Raw genomic sequence first — 25,803 nt, 5'->3', positions numbered from 1 at the left:
CGGGCGTGAGCGGATCATCCTGTCCGGGGACATCCCCTCGCCGGCCAACCCGCCCTCGGGCTGCCGCTTCCGCACCCGCTGCTGGAAGGCCGAGGAGAGGTGCGCGGTGGAGGTGCCGCTGCTCGCGGTGCCCTCGCTGGAGGGGCCGGCCGCGCACGAGTCCGCGTGCCACTTCGCCGCGGAGTGCGAGGTCGAGTAGCGCAGGGCGGTGTGACGCCGCTCAACGGGGCGGGCCCCGGAGGGAAATCCCTCCGGGGCCCGTCCCGTTGAGCGGCTCAGGGCCGGAACATCACTTGGTGAAGCCGATGTTCTCGAAGATGTAGTCCGACAGACCCGGGGAACCGAGGTTGGCGATGCTCTTCTTCACGCCGTAGATGGCCGGACGCTGGTACAGCGGGAGCAGACCGGCGACCTTCCACTCCTCGGCGTCCGCCTTGTCCAGCCCGGCGAGCTCGCCGGCGGTGTCGGGGGCCGCGACGGCGCCGTCCAGCGCCTTGTCCAGGGCGTCGCTGCCGACCTGGCTGTAGTTGGCACCGCCGCCCTGCTTGTACTGCGGCATCATCGAGCTGGCGGCGAACGGGTTGCCGAGCAGCGCGAAGACGGTCATGTCGAAGTCGTACTTGTAGACGTACTTGTCGAAGAACTCGTCCGACGGGGCGGTGAAGGTGGTCACCTTGATGCCGACCTGCTGCAGCATCTGGGTGATCATCGAGCTCTCGTTGGTGGCGGTGGTGACACCGGCCGGGATGACGAGCTTGAGCGCGAGCTCCTTGCCGTCCTTCTTGCGGACGTCGCCGTCCATCTTCCAGCCGGCCGCGTCCAGCGTCTTCTTGGCCGTCTCGGGGTCGAACTTGCTCAGACCGCCCGAGTTGTCCTTGTAGCCGTTCTGGGTCGGCACCAGGAAGTGGTTGTTCATCGCGGCCGGCGGCCAGTTCAGGCCGTTCAGATCGGACTTGGCGATGGTGTCGCGGTCGATCGCCTGGAAGATCGCCTGGCGGACCGTCGGGTCCGTCAGCATCGGGCTCTTGCCGTTGAGCATGACGTGGCGGAAGTCGGGGCCGCCCGCGATCCGGGCCTCGCCGTCGGCGGTGCCCTGGATCTGCTTCAGACCGGCCGCGTCCGGGCCGTTGTTGAAGAAGTCGATCTCGCCGTTGGCGAAGGCCTGCGGCATGGTGTTGGTGTCCATCGCCTTGTAGACGATCTTCTCCAGCAGCGGCTTGTCACCGGTGTAGTCGGGGTCGGCCACCACGGTGACGGTCTTCGCGGTCTGGTCGATCTTGTCCAGCTTGAACGGACCCGCGGTGGCCGGGATCTTGTTCACGAAAGCCGTGTTGAACAGGTCCGGGGTGGAAATGTACTTGGCCGGGAGCAGCGGCGCGTTGGCGACGCTGTTGAACATGCCCTGCCAGTCCGCGTACGGCGCCTTGAAGGTCATGATCGCCTGGTAGTCGTCGACACCCTTGACGACGCTCTCGACCTGGTCGAAGCCGGAGGTCGAGGAGACCTTGTAGTCCTTGTTGGTGCCGTTCTGGGACTGCCAGTTGGCCTGGATGTCCTCCCAGGTGATCGGGGTGCCGTCGGACCACTTGGCCTTCGGGTTGAGGGTCCAGGTGACGACCTGCTTGCCGTCCTTCACCTCGGACTTGGCGTCCACCAGGTAGGCCTTGTTCGGCGTCTGGGTGCCACCGGCGTCCGAGCGCCAGAAGGTCGGGAAGAGGGCCTTGGCCACGTCGATGGTGGACGACTCGTTGCCGTCGGCCTCCAGCGGGCTCCACTGGCTGGACATCTGGTCGATGGCCCAGTTGAGGGTGCCGCCCTGCTTCAGGGCGGAGCGGTCCTTGGCGTTCATCGCCGTCTGGGTCGGCTTCGGCGCGGAGGAGGCGGCCGGGGCGGCGGAGTCGTCGCTCTTGCTGCTGGAGCAGGCGGTCAGCGACAGCGAGGCGGCGGCGATGGTGGCGACCAGCGCGACCGGGATCCGGTTGGGCTTCAAGGGATTCCCCCTGGTGGTTACGGATGTGTGGGAGTAGACCCGGCAGCGTCATTGGCGACGGGAGGTGCCGGTGGAACGACTACGGCTGTACTGGACTTGGCTGTACTGGTGGTGCAGGACGCCCTGAGGTGGGGCTCGGTGGGGTCAGATCACTTCCAGCGCCTTGGCGAAGTGGCAGGCGGCCGAGTGGTCGTCCGCGAGTTTCGCGCTGGCGGGGTCCTCGTCGCGGCAGCGCTGCTGGTCGCGCTCGTCGAGCGTGAGGTACTTCGGGCAGCGGTTGCGGAACCGGCAGCCGCTCGGTACGTCCGCCGGACTCGGCAGGTCGCCGGTGAGCAGGATCCGGGTCCGCTCGCGTTCACGGCGCGGATCCGGGAGCGGCACTGCGGAGAGCAGGGCCTGGGTGTACGGGTGGGACGGCTTGTCGAAGATCGCGTCGGTCTCACCGATCTCGACGATCCGGCCCAGGTACATCACGGCGATCCGGTCGGCGATGTGCCGGACCACCGAGAGGTCGTGGGCGACGAACAGGTAGCTGAGTCCGAGCCTGCTCTTGAGCTCGTCCAGCAGGTTGAGCACACCGGCCTGGATGGAGACGTCCAGGGCGGAGACCGGCTCGTCGAGGATCACCAACTTGGGCTCCAGGGCCAGGGCCCGGGCGATCGAGATGCGCTGCCGCTGGCCGCCGGAGAACTCCTGCGGGTAGCGGTCGGCGTGGTCGGGGTTGAGGCCGACCAGCTCCAGCAGCTCCGGGACGCGGGCTGCGATCCGGGCCTTGTCCCAGCCGTGGGTCTTGAGCGGCTCGGCGAGGATGTCGCCGATCGGCATCCGGGCGTCCAGCGCCGCCATCGGGTCCTGGAAGACGATCTGCATGTCCCGGCGGAGCGCCTTGCGGTCGTTCCGGTTCATGTTCTTGGTCGCCTTGCCGAAGACCGTCACGGTGCCGACCTGGTCCTTGGGCAGGTCCAGGATCTCCAGCAGGGTGGTGGTCTTGCCACAGCCGGACTCGCCGACCAGGCCGAGCGTCTCGCCCTCGCGGATCTCCAGCGAGATGCCGTCCACCGCGCGCACCACGCCGACCTTGCGCTTGACGATCGCGCCCTTGCTGAGCGGGAAGTGCTTGGTCAGGTTGTCCAGCTCCAGGACCGTGGCACGCTCGCCGCGGGGGCGCTGCTCCAGGTCGGAGGACTCGGGCAGTTCGGGCACCGGGTAGATGGCGTCCGGGTCCAGGGTGTCGCCCAGCTCGTGGCTGCGGTGGCAGGCGGTCGGGTGCGTGCCGCCCTCCTTGACCGACAGCTCCGGCTCGACCTCGCGGCAGCGGTCGATCGCGATCGGGCAGCGGGCCGCGAACGGGCAGCCCTGGGGCAGCTCGACCATGGACGGCGGCGTGCCCTCGATCGGGGTGAGCGCGCGGCGCTCGGTGTCGTCCAGCCGCGGGATCGAACCCAGCAGGCCGATGGTGTACGGCATCCGGGGGGAGTAGTACACCTCGTCCACGTCGCCGGACTCGACCGGCTTGCCCGCGTACATCACCTGGACGCGGTCGGCGAAGCCGGCCACCACGCCGAGGTCGTGCGTGATCATCAAAATGCCGGCGCCGGTGAGCTCCTGAGCCTTCTTCAGGACCTCCAGTACCTGGGCCTGGATGGTCACGTCCAGCGCGGTGGTCGGCTCGTCGGCGATGATCACCTTGGGGTCGTTGGCGATCGCCATGGCGATCATCGCGCGCTGGCGCATACCGCCGGAGAACTCGTGCGGGAAGTTGTCCACCCGGCGCTTGGGGTCCGGGATGCCGACCGTGTTGAGCAGGTCGATGGCCCGCTCTCGGGCCTGCTCCTTGGTCATCTGCTGGTGGATCTGCAGCGCCTCGATGATCTGGGTGCCGACGCTGTACACCGGGGTGAGCGCGGACAGCGGGTCCTGGAAGACCATGCCGATGTCCTTGCCGCGGATCTTGGACATCTCGCCGTCCGAGAGGCCCAGCAGTTCACGCCCGCCCAGCTTGACCGAGCCGGTGACCGCGGCGGAGTCGGGCAGCAGGCCGAGCACGGCCATCGAGGAGACGGACTTGCCGGAGCCAGACTCGCCGACGATGCCCAGCACCTCGCCCGGGCGGACGGTGTACGAGACACCGCGCACCGCGCGGACCGGTCCGGCCTCGCTGGGGAACGAGACGACCAGGTCGCTGACGTCGAGGATGGGCTGAGACTTGTCCAGCCGGGAGTCGGTCACCGGTCGGAGTCCTTCCTTGGTACGGGTGCTGTCCGAGGGCTGCGAGGAGTTGGCCGCGGCCGTCATGACGCGCTCAGCGCGTCGGAGGAGGTGCTCGGACCCTGCAGCTGGTTGGGGAGCCCCTGGCCGGCCTTCTTGGTGCCCGCGGGCTTGAGCTTCTTGGCCTTGGCCTTGGCGCCGGAGGCGTTCGGGTCGAGGGCGTCGCGCAGACCGTCGCCGATGAAGGCGACCGCGATACCGATCAGCACCAGGCAGCCGGCCGGGAAGTAGAACAGCCACGGGTAGGCCGGGGCGTTGGTGGTGTTGTCGGCGATGATCGTGCCGAGCGAGACGTCCGGCGCCTGGATGCCGAAGCCGAAGTAGGACAGGCCGCTCTCACCGATGACCGCGGCGCCGACCTGGATCACCATGTCGATGATCAGCAGCGAGGCCATGTTCGGCAGGATGTGCCGGAAGATGATGACCGGTCCGGACACGCCCATGTACTTGGCGGCCTTGACGAACTCGCGGTCCTTCAGGGTCAGCGTCATCGAGCGCACCACGCGGGCGGTGATCATCCAGCTGAACGCGGCCAGCAGCACCACGAAGATCAGCCAGCTGGCCTTCTGGAACAGCGGCGAGAGCACCGCGACGAGTAGGAAGGACGGCAGCACCAGCAGCAGGTCGACCCCCCACATCAGGATGCGGTCGACCCAGCCACCGTAGTACGCCGAGACGGCGCCGACGGCGCCCGCGACCAGGGTGCTGATGATGCCGACCAGGAGGCCGATCACCAGGGACTTCTGCAGGCCGCGCATGGTCAGCGCGAAGAGGTCCTGTCCGCCCTGGTTGGTGCCCCACCAGTGGTCGCCGCCCGGAGGGGCGTTGAATGCCATGTAGTCGTGGTGCAGATAGTCGTACTTGTCCACCAGCGGCCCGCCGTAGGCCATCACGAAGAGGATGACCAGGACGGCCAGACCGGCCAGCGCCAGCCGGTTGCGGGCGAAGCGGCGGATGGTGAGTTTGGCGCGGCTCTGCCGCTTGGCGGTCTTGGGCTTCTCGGTCGTTGCGTCGCTCATGAGTTCTTCTCCTCTGCTGAGTAAGGGACGTGATGCTGCGTCGGGTGCGTCAGCGCACCCGGACGCGCGGATCGAGCGCCGCGTACATCAGGTCGGAGAGGAATCCCGCGATCAGCACCAGCACGGCGGTGAACAGCGAGACGGCCGCCGTCGCGTTCACGTCGTTGCGGGTGATGGAGTTGACCAGCAGCTCGCCCATGCCGTGCCAGCCGAAGGTCTTCTCGGTGAACGTGGCGCCGACGAACAGCAGAACGATGTTGTAGACCAGCAGCGGGACGACCGGCAGGATCGCGGTCCGCAGACCGTGCTTGACGAGTGCGGTGCGGCGGCGCAGGCCCTTGGCCCGCGCGGTGCGCAGGAAGTCGCTGCCCAGTACGTCGAGCATGGTGCTGCGCTGGTAGCGGCTGTAGAGGGCGACCTGGATCAGGATCAGCGTCAGACCGGGCAACAGCATGTGCTCGGCGCGGTTGCCCAGCGCGGCGAAGTCCCAGCGGCCGGCGAACTCGGGGTCGGTCTCACCGGTGAAGTGGATGGTGCCCGCTCCGAGCAGCTGGATCGTCCCCAGTTTGAGGAACAGGCCGAGGATGAAGACCGGCATGGCCAGGATGAAGAACGAGGCCAGTGTGCTGAACCGGTCGAAGAACTTGTACTGCTTGATGGCGCCGACCGCGCCGACCGCGACACCGCCGACCGAGCCGAGGAGGGTGGCCAGCAGCAGCAGGCGGGTCGAGACGCCGAGCCGGCGGCCGACCTCGTCGTTGACCGACGAACCGTCGATGGTCTTGCCCAGGTCGCCGTGCGCGACGCCCTCCGCCCAGGTGGCGAACCGGGTGACGATCGGCGTGTCCGGGTTCATGTTCACGTCATCGAGCGTCTTGGCGATGGTCGCCTTGGGGATCGGGGGGTTGCGACCTTCGTAGTTCGCCTGCGGGTGCAGGCTCAGGCCCGCTACGAAATATGAGAGGGAGGCGGCAAGGACGACCAAAATCAGATTATTGGCCAGCTTGCGCAGCAAATAGCGACCCAAGGTGGTTCTCTCCCTCGTGCGGTCCCGCGTTCGCCGACTGCACAAGGGCCCCGACGGCGCGATCCGTGAGGATGGCGGGTCCCGCACTTGATGCTGAGGGGCGTCTCGGAGGTCGGACTGTTGGTCAGAAATGCGACAGCCGCTGTAGGACGGCTCGCTGCCACATCTTGCTAACCAGGTGAACGCTTGTCGACTGGCGCCGGATCAAATATTGGTAACGCTGGGCGCAATCCTCCAGGTCGAAGACCGTTTTGACCGTAGGTTCTTCGGCTCCAACCCCGGCTGAGGGGCGTATTTCGGGCTCCAATGCCGCCGGAGCACAGGATTCCGCTACTGCGCGACGGCGGCGGTATGTCCGGCCATAAGTCGCCAATGGCGAGAATTCGCCAGCTTTCGCGGATCAATGAGTGGATGAATTGAGGTGTCCGCGATGAAAAACATATGTCCGATATGTGGATATATGGAATCGTTGGATAGATGGCGCGGGAACGCCGAAGGCCGGGACCCGTGAACGGGTCCCGGCCTTCGGTCGCGCGGCGGGCGGGTCAGACCTGGAAGCGGTAGACCCGGTCCTTGGCGGCGGTCTTGTCGATGACGGAGGCGATGCCGTCCGCGACGTCCTGGGGGGTGACCTGTACCGGGGCGCCGTCCTTCTTGATCTTGACCTTGTCGAAGGAGACCTTCTTCAGGGCGTCGTTCAGCTTGTCGAGGTCCCACTTCAGGACGATCTTGCCGGAGTCGTCCGGTGCCAGCGTGAGCGCCTGACTGGCGGTCACCTTTCCGAAGTCGAAGCTCTTGGTGCCCGCGTAGACCGTGACGGTGCCGTTCAGCACCGACTTGCCGAGGCTGTCGGCGGCGGCCCTCAGGGCGTCCTCGGTGACCTTCGGCTGGGCCGCGGCCACCGGGACGGTCACCACGGCGTCCGGCTTGCCCGCGGCCCGGTCCCGGTACGCCTGCTCGATCAGGTCCATCGCGGCGTTGGCGTCCACGGCCTGCCCCGCCTTGCCGGGGACGACCTCGGTCTGGCCGGCGGCGGTGAAGCGGACGAAGCCCTCCTGGAGGCCCTGCGCCGAACTGCCGCTGAGGGTCTGGAGCGCGGCCTTCAGCTTCGCCCGGTCCACCTTCACCTGCGGCTCGACGGCGGTGCTGCCGCCGCTCAGCGAACCGATCACCGCGACCGGATCGTAGGTGTGCTTGGTCAGCCCGTCCACGGTGGCCGTGGTGTCGAAGCTCAGACCCGCGGTGGCCGGGTCGAGGTTGACCGTCTGGTCGCCGAGCTTGAGCTTCAGCGGCTGCTGCCCGGCCTTGCCGACCGAGCTGTCCAGCGTGCTGACCGCCTGGTCGCGGGAGTCGCCGCCGATGTCCGTGCCGAGCACCGTGGTGCCCTTGGGGATGTCGGACTGATTGAGCATCAGGCCGGTTCCGTACGCGGCGGCGCCGGCGAAGAGCACTCCGCCGACCGCGTATCCGGCCAGCTTCTTCACCCGGCCGCCGCGGGACTTGGCGGGGGCGGAGGAGCCGGAGGCGGCCTTCGGCTGCGGCGCCTTGGCGTCCGGACCGGCGCTCTTGCCGGCCTCCGGGGAGGCCGGGGCCTCGGCGTTGCCGCCCGGCTCGGCGCCCTTCGGGGCAGCTCCGAAGGGCGGGCCGGCCGGTGCGCCGGGTACGCCGGGGAATGGTGCGGGCGCCTCGAAGCCCGGCGATTCGGCGAAGCGGCCCTGGGTGGGCCTGCCGTCGGGGAAGGGGTGGGGCCGGTCGGAGGTCGAAGTGGCCTGCGCGCCCGGGCGGCCCGGAGCGAAGGGGTCGGTGCCGGCCGCGGGCGGGGGAGCCGCGCCGAACCGGTTGGTCGCGGGCAGCCCGGATATGCCGCCGTGCTGCGGGTCCTGGCCGATCGGCTCGAAGCCGCCGATCTGGGTGTCCTCCGGCTCGCCCGCGGCGGAACCGGGACCGCCGGCCGGGTCGGCCTGCTTGGGCGCGGCCCGACGGCGCGGTGCGGCGGCCTCGGTGCGGAACGGGTCGCCCTGCCCGGGGCGGGTGGCGAACGGGTCGGTCTGCCCGGGGCCGGTGGCGAACGGGTCAGCCGGTGCCGGACCGCCCGCGAAGCGCCCGCCCGGGACCGGGTTTCCCGCGAACGGGTCGCCCTTGGCGGGCGCGGCGGCGAACGGGTCGGCCTGGGCCGGAGCGCCCGCGAAGCGGCCGCCGCGCGCCGGGCCCGGCGCGAACGGGTCGGTGGCCTGCCGGTTACCCGCGGCGGGGAAGCCCTGGCCGGGCTCGACGGCGTTCTCGCGGTACGGGGCGGCGGAGTACGGGTCGTTGGTGGCCGGCCCGCCCGCACCGAACGCACCGCCGCGGCCGGCGTCCTGGACGAACCCGTCGGGCTGCCGCTGCTGACCGTCCGCCGCGAAGGGGGAGGCCTGCGGGCCCGCCGGCCGGGCCCCGGGCACACCGCCCGCACCCGGCCGCGCCTGGTCCGCACGGCCCGGCAGACCCTGCTCCGGGGCGCCCTGACCGCGTGGCGCGGGCTCCTGCCCGGGCATCCGCTCCTGGCCCGTCTGCGTGGCGGTACCGCCGGGGCGCCCGCCCTCGTTGCGCGCACCGGCCGCGGTCGCTCCGGCGGCCGCACCGGCCATCGCCGCGCTGACGCCCGCGCCCGGACCGGTCGGCGCCGGCCCGGCGTCCTGCTGCCGGCCCCGCTGGCGCGGCCGGAACCATTCGCCGGTCGAGTCCGAGGAGCCGCTCTGCGGCTGGGGTGCGGCCTGCTGGCCGGCGTTCTGCCACTCCGGCGGCAGGTTCGGCGGCGTCGAGGCCCGCGGGTCGGGGTCCATGACCCCGAGCACGGGCGAGGACGGTGTGGCGGAGCGGTGCCGGGGCCCGTTCGGCCCGGACGGCTCGGCGGGGGCGGCGCTCTCCTCGTTCTTCACGGGGCTGCGCATCACCACCGGCGGGATCGGCCGGGAGCCGGGGATGTTGATCCGGATCCTGGTGGTCAGCGTGGTCTCGGTCTTCGGCGTGTCGTCGTCCGCCCCCGGCTCGGTCGCAGCCGGGTCTTCCCCCAGCCTCCGGCCGGGGGTGCCCCCAGGGCCGAACGGATCGGCGGCGTGGCCGCCCGGGAGACCCGTGCCGTACGGCGGGGTGCCCGACGGATACGCGTCCGGCCCCTCCCCCGGTCGCCGGCCGGAGTTGCCCCCAGGCCGGCGCGGCGGGTACGCGCTGTCAGATTCGCGGCTGCTCAATGCTGCTCTGCTCCGGGTTCGCAGCCGCGCTGTGGAACGGCGACCGCGGGTTGTGGGGCGTCAGCCCGGCCGTGCGGCGACTACTGCCGCGCGTTGGACCGGACAACCCCTCCGACACCAGTCTTCTTATCGTGTTGGCTGCGGCAAGCCGCCGGCCTTGCGATTGGGCGAAGCTACCTGCTCGTCCCGTGCACCGCATCGTCCGGGGCGGTTCTGCCGTTGCACCACCTTACTGGGAAGAAGTGCACGGTGAACTGGTTCGGATAGAACCTGATACGTCCGGGTTCCTCCGATATGAGCGTACGTGTGGAGCACTCTGACTGCTCGTCGCGGAGGTTTCAGCGCTTGGGCCCCGGTACCCCGAGCCCGAACCCACCCCGGGTCGGCAGGGTGGCGCAGATCACGCCGCCGACCGCGCCGAGGAAGAGGTAGGCGTACGAGGTGGGGTCCGCGGAGAGGACGAAGTCGCCCTTGGGGCGAGGGCTCATCAGCACCAACAGCATCAGGAACCAGCCGCCCAGCGGTGCACCGGCGCCCAGCTTGGTGCCGGTGAGCCTGAGCCCGCCGTAGAACAGGCCCAGGCTGGCGGCCACCGCCAGCAGCATCCCGAACGGCGGCCAGAGCGCCTGTACGAAGCAGCCGCAGAGCGAGACCACCAGCCCGAGCAGGAAGAGGACGACGTAGGCCACGATCCGTCCGGCGCGCGGCGGCTGAGGCTCGGCCAGTCGCTCGGCCTGGGATCCGAGCACCTTGGCGGGGAGGCTGCGCCCGGCGGGCGCGCCCTTCGGGGAGGGGCTCACCGGAGGGACTCCGCACTCGCGGGGGCCGGCTCCGAACCGGCCGGTTCCCGTCCGGAGGCGGGTTCCGCCACGTCGAGGCCGGCGAACAGATCGGTCTCGGGCCGCTCGCCACCCGGTTCGCCAAGGACCAGTTGGTAGTACTCGGTCGTCACGATCGGCTGCGCGAGGTCGTTGCTGAGCGCGAAGAACTCGCCGTCCACGGCGATCTGGGTGCGGTGTGCCCGCAGTGCGGCCGTCTTGGCCGAGGCGTGGGCAGTCCCGTCGAACACGGTGGTGATCACCTCGTCGTCCACCACGCCCGGGATGTCAGACACCTGGGCCACCCCGGGGAACAGCCCGCGGACGGCGGCCTCGGCCAGCCCCCGTTCGATCACCGAGCGCGGCATCCGGGTCCAGTAGACCTTGGCGATGTGCCAGGCCGCGCCCAGCTCGGGCCGGTGGGCCGGGTCGGCCGCCAGCTCGTGGGCGCGCATGGCGACGAGGTGCGCCTTGATGTGGTCGGGGTGGCCGTAGCCGCCCCGCTCGTCGTACGCCACCAGCACCTGGGGCCGCACCTCGCGGATCACCGCGACCAGGTGGCCGGCGGCCTCGTCCAGGTCGGCCTGCCAGAAGCAGCGGGGGTCGTCGTTCTCGGGCACGCCCATCATCCCGGAGTCCCGGTAGCGTCCGGGCCCGCCGAGGAAGCGGAAGTCGGCGACGCCGACCGCGCGCATCGCCCCGGTCAGCTCGTCGATCCGGTACCGGCCCAGGGTGTCGTCCCGGTCGGCGGTCAGATGGGCCAGCTCGGGCGGGATCACCTCACCGCCCTCCCCGAGGGTGCAGGTCACCAGGGTGACCTCGGCTCCCTCGGCGGCGTACCGCGCCATCGTGGCGCCGTTGCCGATCGACTCGTCGTCGGGGTGGGCGTGCACCAGCAGCAGGCGCCGGGTCGGCCGGTCGGTGGCAGAGGTCATGGACAGCAGCCTAGCGACCGGAGCCGGGGCGGCGGCGCCCGGCGACCGTCCGTGGGTGGGGGCCATCGGGCCGCTCCCGCTCTTCGCCGTCCAACCGGCCGGCTAGAGCTTCAGGCCATTGAGCATCCCTGCCAGGTTGCTGGTCACCGCCTGGATCGACGGGGCGATCGAGCTGGAGGCGAGATAGAAGCCGAGCAGCGCGCAGACGATCGCATGCGCCAGCTTCAGCCCCGATCGGCGGATCAGGACCACCACGATGACCAGCATCAGCATTGCCGCGGAGACGGACAAGGCCATGACGGCTCACACCCTTCCTCGGGTGCGCCGCCCTCGGCGAGGGCGGCGGTCGGGACGTGCGGGACAAGCTCTCGACCCAGTCGGACGCGGGGTGCGGGCACACCTGGACGCGGCGGTTCCGAATCGACCAGTCAAGGAATACCCGATCAGTGAGAGCTGCATTACTTTCCGTGAGTCCGCATGGTCGGGGCGCGGGTGCGTCCATGGGGCGCACGGCCCGGCGGGAAGCGGGAAAGGGGCCGTGCCGAGTCTCTTCGGGGCGCTGCTCCGAACGAGTGATCACCGTGTCGGGCAGGCCGTATGGTTCGGTGCCATGACCACCGACACACCCGCGGACACCTTCCCCCGGCAGTACGCCCGGACCCTGCGCTACACCGTCGGCGCGCCCCGGTCCTTCACCGTCGCACCCGACGGCTCCCGGGTCCTCTTCCTGCGTTCCAGGACCGGCGGCGACCGGGCCAACCTGCTCTGGGCGCTCGACACCGCCACTGGCGCGGAGCGGATCGTCGCCGATCCGGCCGTCCTGCTCGGCGGCGGCGAGGAGGACCTCTCCGCCGAGGAGAAGGCCCGCCGCGAGCGCAGCCGGGAGGGCGCCGCCGGGATCGTCGGCTATGCCCTGGACGACGCCGGTGCGGTGGCCGCCTTCGCGCTCTCCGGGCGCCTGTTCACCGCCGACGCCGCCACCGGTGCCGCCCGTGAACTCCCCGCCGCAGGGCCCCTGTTGGACCCGCGTCCGTCGCCCGACGGTGCGTACGTCGCCTATGCGACCACCCTGGGCCAGCTGCGGATCACCCGCACCGACGGCAGCGGGGACCGCGCCCTGGCCGAGCCCGAGCGGGACGGAATCACCTGGGGCCAGGCCGAGTTCATCGCCCAGGAGGAGATGGACCGCGACCGCGGCTACTGGTGGTCCCCGGACAGCGACCGGCTGCTGGTCGCCCGCGCCGACGACGCGCCGGTCCGCCGCTGGTGGATCGCCGACCCGGCCAACCCCGCCAGCACCCCAGCCGAGATCGCCTACCCGGCGGCGGGCACGCCCAACGCCGAGGTCGGCCTCTGGCTGCTCGGCCTGGACGGCTCGCGCACCGAGGTGAACTGGGACCGTGCGGCCTTCCCCTACCTGGCCCGGGTGCACTGGTCGACGGGCGGGGCACCGCTGCTGCTGGTCCAGGCCCGGGACCAGCGCAGCCAGCAGATCCGCTCGGTCGACCCGGCCACCGGTGAAACCGAGCTGCTGGCCGAGGAGCACGACCCGGCCTGGCTGGAGCTCTTCTCCGGCGTCCCCGCCTGGACCCCCGACGGGCGGCTGGTGCGGATCAGTGACGAGAGCGGCGCCCGTGCCCTGGTGATCGGCGACCGTACCGTCACCGGCGGCGAACTGCACCTGCGCTCGGTGGTCTCGGTCGGTGCGGACGGCGTGCTGTTCAGCGCCTCGGCCGGGGCGGACCACGCGGTCCTGGAGCCCGGCGCTATCGGCGCGTTCACGATCGGCCTCGAGGACGGCGCGCAGCCGGTCGCGCTCGGCGAGGCCGGTGTGGTGGCGGCCGTCAGGGCGGGTGGGGTGACCGTGCTCTCCTCCGCCGACCCGGCCTGGGCCGGTGCCAGGGTCGAGGTGCTGCGGGAGGACGAGGCGGTCGCCACCATCGCCTCCTACGCGGAGACCCCGCTGCTCACCGCCCGGCCGGCGTTCACGCTCGCGGGCGAGCGGCGGATCCCGTGCGCGGTCTTCCTGCCCACCGGCTACGACCGGGAGCGGGACGGCCTGCTGCCCGTGCTGATGGACCCGTACGGCGGGCCGCACGGCCAGCGGGTGATCCGCTCGCACAACCCGCACCTGACCTCGCAGTGGTTCGCCGACCAGGGCTTCGCCGTGATCGTCGCGGACGGACGCGGTACCCCCGGCAACAGCCCGGCCTGGGAGAAGTCCGTCGCCTTCGACTTCGCCGGGGTCACCCTGGACGACCAGGTGGCCGCCCTGCGGGCGCTGGCCGGCGAGTACCCGCTCGACCTCGGCCGGGTCGGCATCCGCGGTTGGTCGTACGGCGGCTACCTCTCCGCGCTCGCCGTGCTGCGCCGCCCGGACGTGTTCCACGCGGGCGTCGCCGGCGCCCCCGTGACGGACTGGCAGCTCTACGACACCCACTACACCGAGCGCTACCTCGGCCACCCCGGCGAGCGGCCCGAGGTGTACGCGGCCAACTCGCTGATCGAGGGCGCGCCCGGGCTGGAGCGCCCGCTGCTGATCGTGCACGGCCTCGCCGACGACAACGTGGTCGCCGCGCACACGCTGCGGCTCTCCTCCGCGCTGCTCGCCGCCGGGCGGCCGCACAGCGTCCTGCCGCTCTCCGGGGTCACCCACATGACGCCGCAGGAGCAGGTCGCGGAGAACCTGCTGCTGCTCCAGGTCGACTTCCTGGAGAAGGCGCTGGCGGGCTGACCGCCGTCCCGGCCGGCGACTGCCGCCCCCGTCGCCGGCCGGGACCCATGACATCCGTCATGGCGAGGACACGACGGTGCACACTGCCCGGCGGCACCCCCGTCGCGGGAGCCTGAGCAGGTCAGGTGATCGGGAAGGGTGTGGGACGGATGAGCGCGGTCACGGCGGGGCTCAGGGCGGACGAGGAGGTCGCCGCCTTTCGGGGCGTCAGCAAGAGCTACGGCCAGGTGAGGGCGGTCAACGGCCTCGACCTGGTGCTGCGGCCCGGTGAGACGGTGGCCCTGCTGGGGCCGAACGGGGCCGGGAAGTCGAGCAGTCTGGATCTGCTGCTCGGCCTGCGCGAGCCCGACCAGGGCAGTGTCTCGCTGTTCGGCGGCACCCCGCGCGCCGCGATCGAGGCCGGCCGGGTCGGCGCGATGCTGCAGAGCGGCGGACTGATGGGCGACGTCCTGGTCCGCGAACTGGTGAAGCTCGCCTGCGACGTCCACCCGCGCGGTCGCCGCCCGGCCGAGGTGATGGAGAGCGCGGGCATCACCGAGCTGGCCGACCGCAAGGCGGACCGGCTCTCCGGCGGCCAGGAGCAGCGGGTGCGCTTCGCCCTCGCGATCGCCGGCGCCAACGACCTGCTGGTGCTGGACGAGCCGACCACCGGCATGGACGTCTCGGTCCGCCGGCAGTTCTGGGCGGCCATGCGGGCGCAGGCCGACGCCGGGCGCACCGTCCTGTTCGCCACCCACTACCTGGAGGAGGCCGACTCGATCGCCGACCGGGTGTTGGTGCTGCACCGGGGACGGCTGATCGCCGACGGCACCCCGGCGGAGATCAAGGCCAGGGCCGGTGCCCGCCGGATCACCTTCGAGCTGCACCCCGCCGACCCGGCCGCGGACGAGTCGCTGCTGCGCACCCTGCCGGGCACGGTGAGCCTGGACGTCACCGGCCGCATCGACGGCGTCCGGACGGTACGGATCCGCAGCAGGGACGCCGACGCCTCGGTCGCCGCCATCTACCGGGCCGGACTCTTCCCGCGCGGCCTCGAAGTCACCAGCCTGGGCCTGGAGCAGGCCTTCCTGACCATCACCGGCGAGGGGGCACCCTTCCCCCAGTCTTCGGCCGGGGGGACCCTCCCCCAGCCTTCGGCCGGGGGGACCCTCCCCCAGCCTTCGGCCGGGGGGACCCCCAGGCCCGAAGACTGGGGGAAGGACGCGGCCGCCGACGACTCCGCCGCCGAGGAGGGCAAGCGATGACCACCCTGATCCAGCTGGAGATCATGCGCACCCTGCGCAACAAGCGCTACCTGCTGGTCAGCCTGCTCTACCCGGGCCTGCTGTACGTGTTCTTCATCAACGCGTACCACGGCGGGAGCGTGGCGGGCGGCACCCCGGCGAAGTCGTACTTCATGGTGTCGATGGCGACCTTCGGCGCGGTCGGCGCGGTGCTCAGCAACAGCGCCCAACGGATCTCGCTGGAGCGCAAGAGCGGCTGGGTGCGACAGTTGCGACTGACCGCACTGCCCGGGCGGGCCTACACCGCCGCCAAGATCGCGTCCTGCGCGGTGACCACGCTGCCCGCGATCGCGGTGGTCTTCGCGATCGGTGCGGTCGAGGGGGTCCGGCTGTCGGCGGCCCAGTGGGGCGGGCTCGGGCTGGCGCTCTGGCTCGGCAGCTTCGTCTTCGCGGCGCTGGGTGTGGCACTCGGCTACGCGGCGGCGCCGGACTCGGTGCAGCCGATCGTCATGATCATCTACATGCTGATGGCGCTCTTCGGCGGCACCTGGTTCCCGGTGACCGGCTCGATGAAGAGCTTCGCCCGGTTCAACCCGGTGTACCTGTACAACCAGCTGGCCACCTTCACCCAGCCCGGACACCCGCTGGACACCGTCGCGGTGGGCGGGCTGGCCGGCTTCCTGGTGGTCTTCGTCGCCGTCGCGGCCCATCTGTACCACAAGGACACCAAGCAGGCATGATGTCCGCCATGTCCAACGTCTCGCCGCCCTTCCGCCCCGTCGAGTCGGGGGAGGAGGGGCAGTCGGAGTCGTACGGCAGCATTCCCGGTGGCCGGGTGGAGACCCGGCGCCAGCTGGTGGTCAAGATCGCCTGGATGCTGCTGTGGATGATCTACCTGGTCTACCCGGTCAAGGACCTGGCGAGCGGCAGGCACGGTACGGCCGCCGTGGTGGCCGGGGCACTGGCCCTGGCGACGTTCCTGGTCGCGTACATCGGTCTGGTCGCCGCCCGTTCGACCCGGTCGGAGAACTGGCGCGGCAGCTACCTGATCGTCGGGCTGATGGTGACTCTGGCCACGAGCACCTCCTTCGGGCTCGGCCAGCCGTGGCTGACGCTCTTCACCTACTGCTCGGTGTGCGTGGCGACCGTGCTGCCGGTCAGGCTGGGACTGCCCGGGGTGGCCGGGACCACCGCACTGGCGCTGGCCGTCTCGCTGCTGATCCGTGCGGACCTCGACACCATGGCCTCGATCATCCTGCCCTGCTTCCTCGGCGGCCTGGCGATGACCGGTCTGCAGCGGCTGATCGCCACCATGCGCGAGCTGCGCGAGGCCCGGGCCGCCGTGGCCCACCTGGCCGCCGCCGAGGAGCGGCTGCGGCTCGCCCGCGATCTGCACGACCTGCTCGGCCACTCGCTCTCGCTGATCACGCTGAAGAGCGAACTGGCCGGACGCTTCATGGACTCCGACAAGCCGGAGCAGGCCCGGGCGCAGGTCGCCGACATCGAGAAGGTCGCCCGCCAGTCCCTGATCGACGTCCGGGAGGCCGTCGGCGGCTACCGCAGGCCCACCCTGCCGGTCGAACTGGCGGCGGCCCGGACTGCCCTGACCACCGCCCAGATCACCCTGGAGGCCCACCACTCGGTGGCCGAGGAGCACCCGGGCCTCGGCAACGAGGAGGCCGGGGTGCTCGCCTGGGCCCTGCGCGAGGCCGTCACCAACATCGTCCGGCACGGCGCCGACGCCACCGCCTGCACCGTCACCATGGACGAGACCTGGGAGGGCGAGGGCGAGCGCTACGCCGTCCTGGAGGTCACCGACAACGGCCGCGGTCCGGGCAAGTCCGCTCCGGGCAACGGCCTCTCCGGTCTTCAGGAACGCCTCGCCCAGGTCGGCGGCCGCCTGGAGACCGGGTCGGGACCGCGCGGGAAGGGCTTCCGGCTGCGGGCGCTGGTGCCGGTCCACACGCTCGCGAGCGGGCGGGTCGCCGCGGCCGATAGTGTGCCCCGGTGATCAGAGTGCTGCTGGCCGAGGACCAGGGGATGGTGCGCGAGGCGCTCGCCGCGCTGCTCGGCCTCGAAGGGGACATCGACGTCGTCGCGCAGGTCTCGCGCGGGGACGAGGTCGCGGACGCGGTCGAGGCCCATGACGTCGAAGTGGCCGTGCTGGACATCGAGATGCCCGGGATGACCGGGATCGACGCGGCGGCCGAGGTGCGCCGGCGCAGGCCGGGGACGAAGGTCGTGATCGCGACCACCTTCGGGCGTCCCGGCTACCTGCGCCGTGCCATGGAGGCCGGGGCGGACGCCTTCCTGGTGAAGGACGCCCCGGCGTCCGAACTGGCCGAGGCGATCCGGCGGGTGCTGCGCGGCGAGCGGGTGATCGACCCGGCGCTGGCGGCCGCCGCGCTGGCCGAGGGCGCCAATCCGCTGACCGCCCGGGAGCGGGAGGTGCTCGCGGCGGCGGCCGACGGCGCGGTCAACGCGGAGATCGCCAGACGGCTGCACCTCTCGGAGGGCACCGTGCGCAACTACCTGTCGATGGCGATCCAGAAGACCGCGGCCCGCAACCGTGCGGAGGCCGTCCGGGTGGCCAAGGACAAGGGCTGGCTCTGACCGGCCCGGGGCGGCCACGGCCCCCGGGACCCGGTCAGTTGAGGCGGTGCCGGGCGGCGCGGGCTTCGTGGCGGACGCGGTCGGCGGACTCGGGGTCGAAGGCGTCCAGGATCTCCGCGTAGGCGTCCATCTCGGCCGCCCCCGCCAGGAAGTGCCCGGTGCGGACCAGGAGTTCGGCCCGCTCCAGCCGCAGGCTGGCCGGGTGGCGGGGGAGCAGCAGGGCGAGCTCGGTGGCCCAGAGCTGGGTGCGGGCGTGCTCGGGACGGTCGGCAGCCCAGCTGCGGATGTTGCCGAGTACCCGCAGGACGGTGTCCAACGGCTGTGCGGGCGTGAGCAGTTCCGGTGAGAACTGGTGCCCGCCGGCGGCGACCAGCTGCTCGACGTCGTCCCGGTCGAGCAGCCGCCCGCCGTGGAAGGGATCGGCGAGCACGTACTCCTCGCCTCCGGCGGGTCCGCCCACCGCGACGATGAAGTGCCCGGGCAGGGCGACCCCGCGGACGGTGAGGCCGGCCCGGTCGGCGACCGCGCACCAGACCAGCGAGAGCATGATCGGCAGCCCGCGGCGCCGCCGCAGCACGTCCGGCAGCAGCGAGGACTCCAGCCGCCGGTAGTCCGCCGGGCGGCCGTGGAAGCGCTCCCGCCCGCCGAGCACGGCCGCGAGCAGCGCCGCGGTCTCCTCCGGGGTGGCCGGGGCGCGTTCGGCCACGGCCTGCCGGACGGCCGCCGCGTGCCGGTCGAGCGCGACCCGGCAGGCCGTCAGCAGCTCGTCCAGGGTGGCGGGCGCGTCCGGGTCGGCCAGGGTGTGCTCGGCGGCGGCCAGCAGGCAGAGCAGCACCGGATCGGGGTGCTCTGCCCGGGCCTCGGCACGGAAACGTGATCTGCTCTGCTCGGTCAACAGAAGCCTTCGTCGGTCCGGGGGTCGGTACTGCCGCGGGGGCCGGTCCTACCGCTGGGGAAGCTGGGCGTAGTGGTAAGTGTGACTCGTGCGGAAGCCGAGCTGGTCGTAGAGGGCGATCGCGGCGGTGTTCTCCGCCTCCACCTGGAGACAGGCGCCGCTCGCGCCCTCCTCGGCGGCCCGGGCCGCGAGCACCGCCATCACGGCGGTGGCCAGACCGGCGCGGCGGGCGTACGGGGCGACCTCGATCGCGCCGAAGCAGGCCCACGGCCCGTCGACCACGCAGCGGCCGATCGCCAGCGGGCCCTCGGGGCCGGGGACGGTCGCGAACCAGACCGAGGGCCCGCCGTGCAGCACCCGGACGGCGGCCCGCTCCAGCTCGGCGTCGGCGGTGACCCGGCGGTACTGGGCGAGCCAGTCGGGCCCGGCGGTGCGCGAGAGCCGGACCCTCCCCCAGCCTTCGGCCGGGGGTGCCCCCTTGTGGCCACTTGCCAGCCGGCTCAGCGGGGCCAGCGGCGCGGTGCGGACCAGGGTGGGGGCGTACCGGGCGCCCAGCCGGTCGAGTTCGGCGATCAGGCCCTCGGGCGAACCGGGGACGGTCACTTCGACGTAGGCGGGCAGGTGGCGCAGCCGGTACCAGTCCCGGACCGCGGTCAGCGCCTCGGGCAGCGGGAGCCCGGGATCGCCCAGCGCCTGCACCGAGTTGGCCCGCCGGGTGAATCCGGACGCGGCCCGCAGCGTCCACTCGCCGAGCGCCTGCTGCTCCACCGCGGGCCAGCCGCGCGCGGCGATACGCTGGAGTTCCACCGGGTCCGCCTCGGGCATCCGGGCCGCGCGGCGGGCCGGGAAGAGCGGCACGGTCTTGCCCGCGACCAGCAGTTTCTCGGGGAACGAGACCGGGCGGCCGTCCCGCGGGACGACGGTCAGCCCCTGGTCGTCCCAGGATTCGAGCACGCCGATCACATCACGGAACACCGGACGGCCGTCCACGAACTCCGAAAGGCGCCGGACAGAGACCCGTCGTCCCACGTCAGAGCGGTCTATCCGGACCTCGGGACGGGGGTCGGCCGGATCTTGGCCTGTCATCTGGGGCACCTCCTGTGCATTTGCGTGCTCTGACCCGCGATACTAGGGCGGGCATCGACGACACCGCGCTCACCCGCGCACGCGAGCAAGAGCAAACAGTTTGGGGCGCCAGCCCTTCCGAGGAGGAACGAAAGCGTGACCTACGTCATCGCGCAGCCTTGTGTCGACGTCAAGGACAAGGCGTGCATCGAGGAGTGCCCGGTCGACTGCATTTACGAGGGCCAGCGCTCTCTGTACATCCACCCGGATGAGTGCGTCGACTGCGGTGCGTGTGAGCCGGTCTGCCCGGTCGAGGCGATCTTCTACGAGGACGACACCCCGGAGGAGTGGAAGGACTACTACAAGGCGAACGTCGAGTTCTTCGACGACCTCGGTTCGCCGGGTGGCGCCTCGAAGCTCGGCCTGATCGAGAAGGACCACCCGTTCATCGCGGCCCTCCCGCCGCAGGGCGAAGAGTGAGCAACTGAGTGAGCACGACTGACACTCCGCACGCGCCGCTCCCGGGTCACCCGGGAGCGGCGCGCCGCGTCTCGGACCTGCTGCCGGTCTTCCCCTGGGACAAGCTGGAGCCGTACAAGCGCACCGCCCTGGAGCACCCCGGCGGGATCTGCGACCTCTCGGTCGGCACCCCGGTGGACCCGGTCCCCGAGGTGATCCAGAAGGCGCTGGCCGCCCACTCCGACACCCCCGGCTACCCGACTGTCTGGGGCCCGCTGGAGCTGCGCCGGGCGATCGCGGGCTGGCTGAACCGCCGGGCCGGCGCCGAGATCGGGCCCGAGGCGATCCTGCCCACCATCGGTTCCAAGGAACTCGTCGCCTGGCTGCCCACCCAGCTCGGCCTCGGTCCCGGCGACCAGGTGGCCTACCCCCGCCTGGCCTACCCGACCTACGAGGTCGGCGCCCGGCTGTGCGGCGCCGAGCCGGTCGAGTACGACGACATCGCCGAGCTCGACGGCGCGCGGGTCCGGCTGCTCTGGCTGAACACGCCCTCCAACCCGACCGGCAGGGTGCTGTCCAGGGACGAGCTGCGCCGCGCGGTGGCGTGGGCGCGCGAGCACCGGGTGCTGCTGGTCAGCGACGAGTGCTACCTGGAGCTGGGCTGGGAGGCCGATCCGGCCTCGGTGCTGGACCAGGAGGTGTGCCGGGGCGACCACGAGGGCCTGCTGGCGGTGCACTCCCTCTCCAAGCGGTCCAACCTGGCGGGCTACCGCTCCTCGTTCGTCGCCGGGGACCCGGTGGTGATCAGGGAGCTGCTGGAGATCCGCAAGCACGGCGGCATGATAGTGCCCGCCCCGGTGCAGGCGGCCACCATCGCGGCCCTCGGCGACGACGTGCACGTGGCCGAGCAGAAGGCCAGGTACGCGGCGCGGCGGACCGCGCTGCGCGGCGCCCTGGAGGCGTACGGCTTCCGGATCGAGCACTCCGAGGCGAGCCTGTACCTGTGGGCCACCCAGGACCGCCCCTGCTGGGAGACCGTGGCCGAACTGGCCCGACTGGGCATCCTGGTGGCGCCCGGTGACTTCTACGGCCCGTCCGGCGGGCAGTTCGTCCGGGTGGCCTTCACGGCGACCGACGAGCGGGTGCGGGCGGCGGTTGAGCGGCTCACCCGCTGAGGTGCGAAAGGCCTCCCGCCCGGAACCGGGCGGGAGGCCGGTGGCGGGTCAGCGGCCGAGGCCGCCGAGGATCTGGCCGATCGGGCCGAGGCCGAGCGAGTCGAGCGGGTTGCCGCTGCCGAGGTCGGGCAGGCCGCCGAGGCGGTGGGTGTCGGCGTGGCCGGTCAGCCGGCCGAGCGCGTCGGTGAGGGGTGCCGCCTTGGGGAGGCTGCCGGGGAGCTGGTCGGTGACGGTGTCGGTGTTCGGCACGCCACCGGTCGGCAGCGCGCTGGCCACGGTGGTGCCGCCGGGGACCGAGTGGGTGAGGTGCTCCAGCTCGGCCGAGGCACCGCGGGTGCTGGGCACGGTGCGGGTACCGGGCAGCTCGGGCAGTGCCTTGCCGGCTACCGGGGCGAGCCGCTCGGTCAGCACCGGGAGGGCCTTGTCGGCTGCCTTGGTGGCGACCTGGGTGAGCGCACCGGTGACGGCGGCGGTCCTGGCGGTGGGGCCGGCGACCCTGCCGAGGGAGTGGTCGGCGTTGGGCAGTGCCTTGGCGATCGTCTTGCCGGCGGCGTCGGCGGTGGCCGGAACACCCGCCTGCACGGTGGCGGCGCCGGTGGTGCCGAGGGCCTCGCCGGCCTGGTGGGTCGCTTCCTCCACCGTGCCGGCCGAGTCCGGAGCGGAGTCCAGCTGGGTCAGCCCGGCCCCCAGGTCGCTCGTCGGGGGCACCAGGTCGGCGGCGGAGGCGGACCCGGCCCCGACGAGAGGTGCCGCACCGGCCGCGACGAGCAGCGCGGCCTGGGCGATCCGGCGCGTGAGGGGGAGAGACATGGTGCTCCTAAGTGGTGAGGTTCGTACCGTCCGGCGAACGGACGACGTGAATACCGCTGGAGGAGCGAGAAGGTTTCGGGCTGTACGGGTCAAGCGTTTTTAAAGATCGGACGATCGTTTTTGGGGCAATCCGGACGGATCGGCCAACCGGCGGACGCCTGCGGAAACGTCACCTCCCTTGCGGCACAAGGGGGCCCAAGTCGCGGCCCGGTGCCCGCCCGGAGTGGGCGGAACCGGGGTCGGACGTCGATCGGGATTGACCGGAATCACCCGTTCGAAGGATGGCCGGTCAACCGCGGGTCAACGGGCCTCAGCTCTTGCCTGGCGTGCCCAGGGTGATCAGCACCCGGTCCGTCGAAGGAGCGGCGGCACTCGTCTTCCAGCCGTCGTTCGGCCGGTCCACCCGCCAGATCCTGCCGTCGTACGCCACCGCGCCGATGCCCAGCTGCCGCGCCTGGGCCACCGACCACTGGGCCACCGCCCAGCCGCTCTGGCTCAGGGCGTCGGGGCCGGAGTCGGTGCTGGTGGCCGGCTGCGGGGTGAGCGCGATCACCGTACGCGGGTCGTTGTCGGCCTTGGCGGCGGGCGCCGAGCTGACGGTCTTGCCGAACTCGCGGCGGACCCGCGCGCCGACGTCCAGCGGCTGCGCCGTGGCGCCGGCCGAGGGGGACGGCGAGGGGACGGTCAGGTCGTCCACCACACAGCTGAGCGCGGCCGGCTCGCGGCCGGTGAGCACCGAGGCGACCAGCGTGGCGTTGCCCTCGTGCTTGGCGTACGCCTGCGGGTAGCCGCTGCGCTGCACCTGCTGGGCCGCGTCGGTGAGCGGCATCCGGGCGTAGCCGGGGATCTTCACCAGGCTGTCGAGGAACTTGTTGGTGGCGTACACCGGGTCCATGATCTGGTCCACCGTGCCCCAGCCCTGGGACGGCCGCTGCTGGAACAGGCCGACCGAATCCCGGTCGCCGCCGGTGATGTTGTGCAGCTTGGACTCCTGCATCGCGGTGGCCAGCGCGATGGTGACGGCGCGTTCGGGCAGGCCGCGGGAGATCGCCACCGAGGCGATGGTCGCGGCGTTGGCCGCCTGCGCGAGGTCGAGCGTGCCCTTGCCGGCCGCGGTGTTTATCGTGCAGCCCTCCGGCGGCGCGATCAGCCGGTCCCGGTTGAGGTAGACCACCACGCCCGCCAGCACCGCGAGGGCCAGCAGACCGATCAGGACCCGGCGCACCGGCCGCCGGCGGCGGACGCCCGCCTCGCCGTCCTGCTCGCCCGTTGCCATCTCGGTCACCGCTTCCCCTCTCGCCTCGCGTCTGTGCGCTCGCACACCGTACCCACTCGGACGGCTGTACGGGGAAGGCGGTTGCGCGGGCCCTCGGGGGACACGGCTCCCAACAGGGTGCGGACGTGGCCGGTGTCACATGCGGCGAGCCTGCGGCTGGACGGTCGCGGCTACGCTAGGCGTCCATGAGCAGCCCTCACTCGCCTCTGGACCTGACCCTCGACGGCGGCGCGCTGACCGCCCGGCTCGTCGACTTCCCCTCCGTCAGCGGAGACGAGCAGGCGCTCGCCGACGCGGTCGAGAGCGCGCTGCGGGCCCACCCCCATCTCGCCGTCGACCGGTACGGCAACAACGTCGTCGCCCGCACCGATCTCGGCCGGGCCCAACGGGTGCTGCTGGCAGGCCACTTGGACACCGTGCCGATCGCCGACAACCTGCCCTCCCGCGTCGAGGGCGACCTGCTCTACGGCTGCGGCACCTCGGACATGAAGTCGGGTGTGGCGGTCCAGCTGCGACTGGCCGCCACGCTCACCGAGCCGAACCACGACCTCACCTACGTCTTCTACGACTGCGAGGAGATCGAGGCATCCCGCAACGGCCTCGGCCACCTGGCCAGGGAGCGCCCCGACTGGCTGAAGGCCGACTTCGCGGTGCTGATGGAGCCCAGCAGCGCCGTGGTCGAGGGCGGTTGCCAGGGCACCCTGCGGGCGCAGATCAGACTCACCGGCACCCGGGCCCACTCGGCCCGCAGCTGGCTCGGCGACAACGCCATCCACCACGCCGCCGAGGTGCTCGGTCGGCTCGCCTCGTACCGGGCGCAGCGGGTGGAGATCGACGGCCTGGAGTACCGCGAGGGCCTCAACGCCGTCCGCATCGACGGCGGTGTGGCCGGCAACGTCATCCCCGACGAGTGCGTGGTCACCGTCAACTTCCGCTATGCGCCCAACCGCAGCATGGAGGACGCCGAGGCGCACGTCCGCGAGGTCTTCGACGGGTTCGAGGTCACCGTCACCGACCACGCGCCGGGGGCGCTGCCCGGTCTCGCCCGGCCCGCCGCGCAGGCCTTCCTCGCGGCGACCGGCGGTCAGGCCCGCGCCAAGTTCGGCTGGACCGACGTGGCCCGGTTCAGCGCGCTCGGCGTGCCCGCGGTCAACTACGGCCCCGGCGACCCGAACCTGGCGCACAAGCGCGACGAGCACTGCTCGCTGAGCGCGATCGCCGAGTGCGAGGAGCGGCTGCGGGCCTGGCTGGGCTGAGCGTCCGGTGGGCCCGAGTGCCCGGCTCGCCAAGGCACTTGGGCCCGCCGGACGCCCGGTCGGGGGCGAGTGCGCGGCCGGGCCGGGGACGTCGGTCCGGTGAACCCCGATGCCTTCCTGCGTTCTCCTGCTGTTCCCCGAAAAGCCGGAGCGGCGGGCGTAGGGTTTCGCCATGACAGGCACTGGAGAGGAAAAGCACTACGGGCACGGCCCTGAGCGGGCCGACGCGCCCGAGCGGAAGAAGGCCTGGCCGGAGAAGCAGAAGGGCCCGGTTCTGCTGCGCCGCGACCAGGTCGGAACCGGCACCACGGACCAGCGGCTGCTCGACACCACCGGACCGACCGACTGGCTGCACACCGACCCGTGGCGGGTCTGGCGGATCACCTCCGAGTTCGTCGAGGGCTTCGGTGCGCTGGCCGAACTCCCGGCCGCGATCAGCGTGTTCGGTTCCGCCCGCACTCCGGTGGACTCGCCCGAGTACGCGGCGGGGGTGGCGATCGGGCGGGCGCTGGCGCAGGCCGGCTACGCGGTGATCACCGGTGGCGGGCCCGGTGCGATGGAGGCCGCCAACCGGGGCGCCTCGGACGCCGGCGGACTCAGCGTCGGCCTCGGCATCGAGTTGCCGTTCGAGCAGGGGCTCAACGAGTTCGTCGATCTCGGGCTGAACTTCCGGTACTTCTTCGTCCGCAAGACGATGTTCGTGAAGTACGCGCAGGGCTTCGTGGTGCTGCCGGGCGGACTGGGCACGCTGGACGAGCTCTTCGAGGCGCTGACGCTGGTGCAGACCAGGAAGGTGACCCGGTTCCCGGTGATCCTCTTCGGCAGCGCCTACTGGGGCGGCCTGGTCGAGTGGTTGAAGAACACCCTGGTCGCCGAGAAGAAGGCATCCCCGCAGGACCTGGAACTGTTCCACGTCACCGACGACGTGGACGAGATCGTGGAGATCCTGGCGGCGAGCCGCCGTCCCAACGGTGACGTCTGAGCGGCCGGTCGCACCGGCAGGGGCGCGG

The 25,803-nt window shown here is 71.9% G+C and carries 22 protein-coding genes; 10 read left to right on the top strand and 12 right to left on the bottom strand.

The genetic code is table 11. The annotated features are described in order from the left end of the window. The coding region (locus tag ABD369_RS23030; RefSeq protein WP_344638395.1) for an oligopeptide/dipeptide ABC transporter ATP-binding protein at positions 1–199 on the top strand (199 nt) is incomplete at its 5' end. 90 nt (positions 200–289) lie between these two features. Here the strand turns inward: ABD369_RS23030 and ABD369_RS23025 are convergent. From ABD369_RS23025 to ABD369_RS22990, 8 genes are all read right to left on the bottom strand, one after another. Next, complete coding sequence (locus tag ABD369_RS23025; RefSeq protein ID WP_344638394.1) at positions 290–1,990, bottom strand: ABC transporter family substrate-binding protein; 1,701 nt, start codon at positions 1,988–1,990, stop codon at positions 290–292. 144 nt (positions 1,991–2,134) lie between these two features. Next, complete coding sequence (locus ABD369_RS23020) at positions 2,135–4,285, bottom strand: ABC transporter ATP-binding protein (protein ID WP_344638393.1); 2,151 nt, start codon at positions 4,283–4,285, stop codon at positions 2,135–2,137. Continuing rightward, on the bottom strand, positions 4,282–5,277 hold the full coding sequence (locus ABD369_RS23015) for an ABC transporter permease (RefSeq protein ID WP_344638392.1): 996 nt from the start codon (positions 5,275–5,277) through the stop codon (positions 4,282–4,284). The genes ABD369_RS23020 and ABD369_RS23015 overlap by 4 nt, the downstream gene beginning before the upstream one ends. 49 nt (positions 5,278–5,326) lie before the next feature. Beyond that, positions 5,327–6,304 carry an ABC transporter permease gene (locus ABD369_RS23010; protein ID WP_344638391.1) on the bottom strand — a complete coding sequence of 326 codons (978 nt, stop codon included), beginning with the start codon at positions 6,302–6,304 and terminating at the stop codon, positions 5,327–5,329. A gap of 545 nt (positions 6,305–6,849) precedes the next feature. Further along, positions 6,850–9,534 carry a hypothetical protein gene (locus ABD369_RS23005; RefSeq protein ID WP_344638390.1) on the bottom strand — a complete coding sequence of 895 codons (2,685 nt, stop codon included), beginning with the start codon at positions 9,532–9,534 and terminating at the stop codon, positions 6,850–6,852. Positions 9,535–9,872: 338 nt separating this feature from the next. Then, positions 9,873–10,334 carry a DUF6113 family protein gene (locus ABD369_RS23000; protein WP_344638389.1) on the bottom strand — a complete coding sequence of 154 codons (462 nt, stop codon included), beginning with the start codon at positions 10,332–10,334 and terminating at the stop codon, positions 9,873–9,875. Continuing rightward, the gene (gene mshB / locus ABD369_RS22995) at positions 10,331–11,287 is read right to left on the bottom strand and encodes an N-acetyl-1-D-myo-inositol-2-amino-2-deoxy-alpha-D-glucopyranoside deacetylase (protein ID WP_344638388.1); all 957 of its coding nucleotides are present in this window, start codon (positions 11,285–11,287) and stop codon (positions 10,331–10,333) included. The genes ABD369_RS23000 and mshB overlap by 4 nt, the downstream gene beginning before the upstream one ends. Before the next feature lie 102 nt (positions 11,288–11,389). Next, positions 11,390–11,584, bottom strand: a complete 195-nt coding sequence (locus ABD369_RS22990; protein ID WP_344638387.1) for a DUF2304 domain-containing protein — start codon at positions 11,582–11,584, stop codon at positions 11,390–11,392. 313 nt (positions 11,585–11,897) lie between these two features. Between ABD369_RS22990 and ABD369_RS22985 the strand changes: the two genes are divergently transcribed. The 5 genes from ABD369_RS22985 (at position 11,898) to ABD369_RS22965 (ending at position 17,857) form a co-directional block, all read left to right on the top strand. Then, on the top strand, positions 11,898–14,021 hold the full coding sequence (locus ABD369_RS22985; RefSeq protein ID WP_344638386.1) for a S9 family peptidase: 2,124 nt from the start codon (positions 11,898–11,900) through the stop codon (positions 14,019–14,021). Between the two features lie 149 nt (positions 14,022–14,170). Continuing rightward, the gene (locus tag ABD369_RS22980) at positions 14,171–15,265 is read left to right on the top strand and encodes an ABC transporter ATP-binding protein (RefSeq protein WP_344638385.1); all 1,095 of its coding nucleotides are present in this window, start codon (positions 14,171–14,173) and stop codon (positions 15,263–15,265) included. After that, positions 15,262–15,984 carry an ABC transporter permease gene (locus ABD369_RS22975; protein ID WP_344638384.1) on the top strand — a complete coding sequence of 241 codons (723 nt, stop codon included), beginning with the start codon at positions 15,262–15,264 and terminating at the stop codon, positions 15,982–15,984. Before ABD369_RS22980 ends, ABD369_RS22975 begins: the two co-directional genes overlap by 4 nt. A gap of 8 nt (positions 15,985–15,992) precedes the next feature. Further along, positions 15,993–17,255: a sensor histidine kinase gene (locus tag ABD369_RS22970; protein WP_344638383.1), complete on the top strand. Its 1,263-nt coding sequence runs from the start codon at positions 15,993–15,995 to the stop codon at positions 17,253–17,255. A 29-nt stretch (positions 17,256–17,284) separates the two neighbouring features. Next, positions 17,285–17,857, top strand: coding sequence for a response regulator transcription factor (locus ABD369_RS22965; RefSeq protein WP_425557736.1), 573 nt, complete (start codon positions 17,285–17,287; stop codon positions 17,855–17,857). A 34-nt stretch (positions 17,858–17,891) separates the two neighbouring features. On the opposite strand, the gene ABD369_RS22960 is transcribed toward ABD369_RS22965, so the two are convergent. Together ABD369_RS22960 and ABD369_RS22955 are read right to left on the bottom strand one after the other, a co-directional pair. Continuing rightward, on the bottom strand, positions 17,892–18,752 hold the full coding sequence (locus ABD369_RS22960) for a SirB1 family protein (RefSeq protein ID WP_344638381.1): 861 nt from the start codon (positions 18,750–18,752) through the stop codon (positions 17,892–17,894). A 48-nt stretch (positions 18,753–18,800) separates the two neighbouring features. Beyond that, entirely contained in the window at positions 18,801–19,838 is a 1,038-nt protein-coding gene (locus ABD369_RS22955) for a GNAT family N-acetyltransferase (RefSeq protein ID WP_344638380.1), read from the bottom strand. Positions 19,839–19,973: 135 nt separating this feature from the next. Between ABD369_RS22955 and fdxA the strand changes: the two genes are divergently transcribed. Beyond that, on the top strand, positions 19,974–20,297 hold the full coding sequence (gene fdxA / locus ABD369_RS22950) for a ferredoxin (protein WP_344638379.1): 324 nt from the start codon (positions 19,974–19,976) through the stop codon (positions 20,295–20,297). An 8-nt stretch (positions 20,298–20,305) separates the two neighbouring features. Continuing rightward, a complete protein-coding gene (gene dapC, locus ABD369_RS22945; RefSeq protein WP_344638378.1) occupies positions 20,306–21,451 on the top strand; it encodes a succinyldiaminopimelate transaminase in 1,146 nt (381 codons plus the stop codon). Between the two features lie 48 nt (positions 21,452–21,499). On the opposite strand, the gene ABD369_RS22940 is transcribed toward dapC, so the two are convergent. Then, the gene (locus ABD369_RS22940; RefSeq protein WP_344638377.1) at positions 21,500–22,261 is read right to left on the bottom strand and encodes a hypothetical protein; all 762 of its coding nucleotides are present in this window, start codon (positions 22,259–22,261) and stop codon (positions 21,500–21,502) included. Between the two features lie 310 nt (positions 22,262–22,571). After that, positions 22,572–23,537, bottom strand: coding sequence for a VldE C-terminal domain-containing protein (locus ABD369_RS22935; protein WP_344638409.1), 966 nt, complete (start codon positions 23,535–23,537; stop codon positions 22,572–22,574). A gap of 185 nt (positions 23,538–23,722) precedes the next feature. Here ABD369_RS22935 and dapE point away from each other — a divergent pair, with 185 nt between their 5' ends. Together dapE and ABD369_RS22925 are read left to right on the top strand one after the other, a co-directional pair. Next, entirely contained in the window at positions 23,723–24,793 is a 1,071-nt protein-coding gene (dapE, locus tag ABD369_RS22930) for a succinyl-diaminopimelate desuccinylase (protein WP_344638376.1), read from the top strand. 172 nt (positions 24,794–24,965) lie between these two features. After that, on the top strand, positions 24,966–25,775 hold the full coding sequence (locus ABD369_RS22925; protein ID WP_344638375.1) for an LOG family protein: 810 nt from the start codon (positions 24,966–24,968) through the stop codon (positions 25,773–25,775). The last annotated feature ends 28 nt before the right edge of the window (positions 25,776–25,803 follow it).

The sequence above is a fragment of the Kitasatospora cystarginea genome, assembly GCF_039533515.1.
GTDB classification, from domain to species: domain Bacteria; phylum Actinomycetota; class Actinomycetes; order Streptomycetales; family Streptomycetaceae; genus Kitasatospora; species Kitasatospora cystarginea.
The sequence above is the reverse complement of the archived record's forward strand: the minus strand, read 5'-3'. Positions and strand labels throughout refer to the sequence as shown.

Bases quoted from the DNA above. Each gene is read 5' to 3' on its own strand.
- ABD369_RS23020 (WP_344638393.1), bottom strand. From the start codon at position 4,285: ATGACGGCCGCGGCCAACTCCTCGCAGCCCTCGGACAGCACCCGTACC.
- ABD369_RS23015 (WP_344638392.1), bottom strand. From the start codon at position 5,277: ATGAGCGACGCAACGACCGAGAAGCCCAAGACCGCCAAGCGGCAGAGC.
- mshB (WP_344638388.1), bottom strand. From the start codon at position 11,287: ATGACCTCTGCCACCGACCGGCCGACCCGGCGCCTGCTGCTGGTGCAC.
- ABD369_RS22990 (WP_344638387.1), bottom strand. From the start codon at position 11,584: ATGGCCTTGTCCGTCTCCGCGGCAATGCTGATGCTGGTCATCGTGGTG.
- ABD369_RS22985 (WP_344638386.1), top strand. From the start codon at position 11,898: ATGACCACCGACACACCCGCGGACACCTTCCCCCGGCAGTACGCCCGG.
- ABD369_RS22980 (WP_344638385.1), top strand. From the start codon at position 14,171: ATGAGCGCGGTCACGGCGGGGCTCAGGGCGGACGAGGAGGTCGCCGCC.
- ABD369_RS22975 (WP_344638384.1), top strand. From the start codon at position 15,262: ATGACCACCCTGATCCAGCTGGAGATCATGCGCACCCTGCGCAACAAG.
- ABD369_RS22970 (WP_344638383.1), top strand. From the start codon at position 15,993: ATGTCCAACGTCTCGCCGCCCTTCCGCCCCGTCGAGTCGGGGGAGGAG.
- ABD369_RS22965 (WP_425557736.1), top strand. From the start codon at position 17,285: ATGGTGCGCGAGGCGCTCGCCGCGCTGCTCGGCCTCGAAGGGGACATC.
- ABD369_RS22955 (WP_344638380.1), bottom strand. From the start codon at position 19,838: ATGACAGGCCAAGATCCGGCCGACCCCCGTCCCGAGGTCCGGATAGAC.
- ABD369_RS22940 (WP_344638377.1), bottom strand. From the start codon at position 22,261: ATGTCTCTCCCCCTCACGCGCCGGATCGCCCAGGCCGCGCTGCTCGTC.
- ABD369_RS22935 (WP_344638409.1), bottom strand. From the start codon at position 23,537: ATGGCAACGGGCGAGCAGGACGGCGAGGCGGGCGTCCGCCGCCGGCGG.
- dapE (WP_344638376.1), top strand. From the start codon at position 23,723: ATGAGCAGCCCTCACTCGCCTCTGGACCTGACCCTCGACGGCGGCGCG.
- ABD369_RS22925 (WP_344638375.1), top strand. From the start codon at position 24,966: ATGACAGGCACTGGAGAGGAAAAGCACTACGGGCACGGCCCTGAGCGG.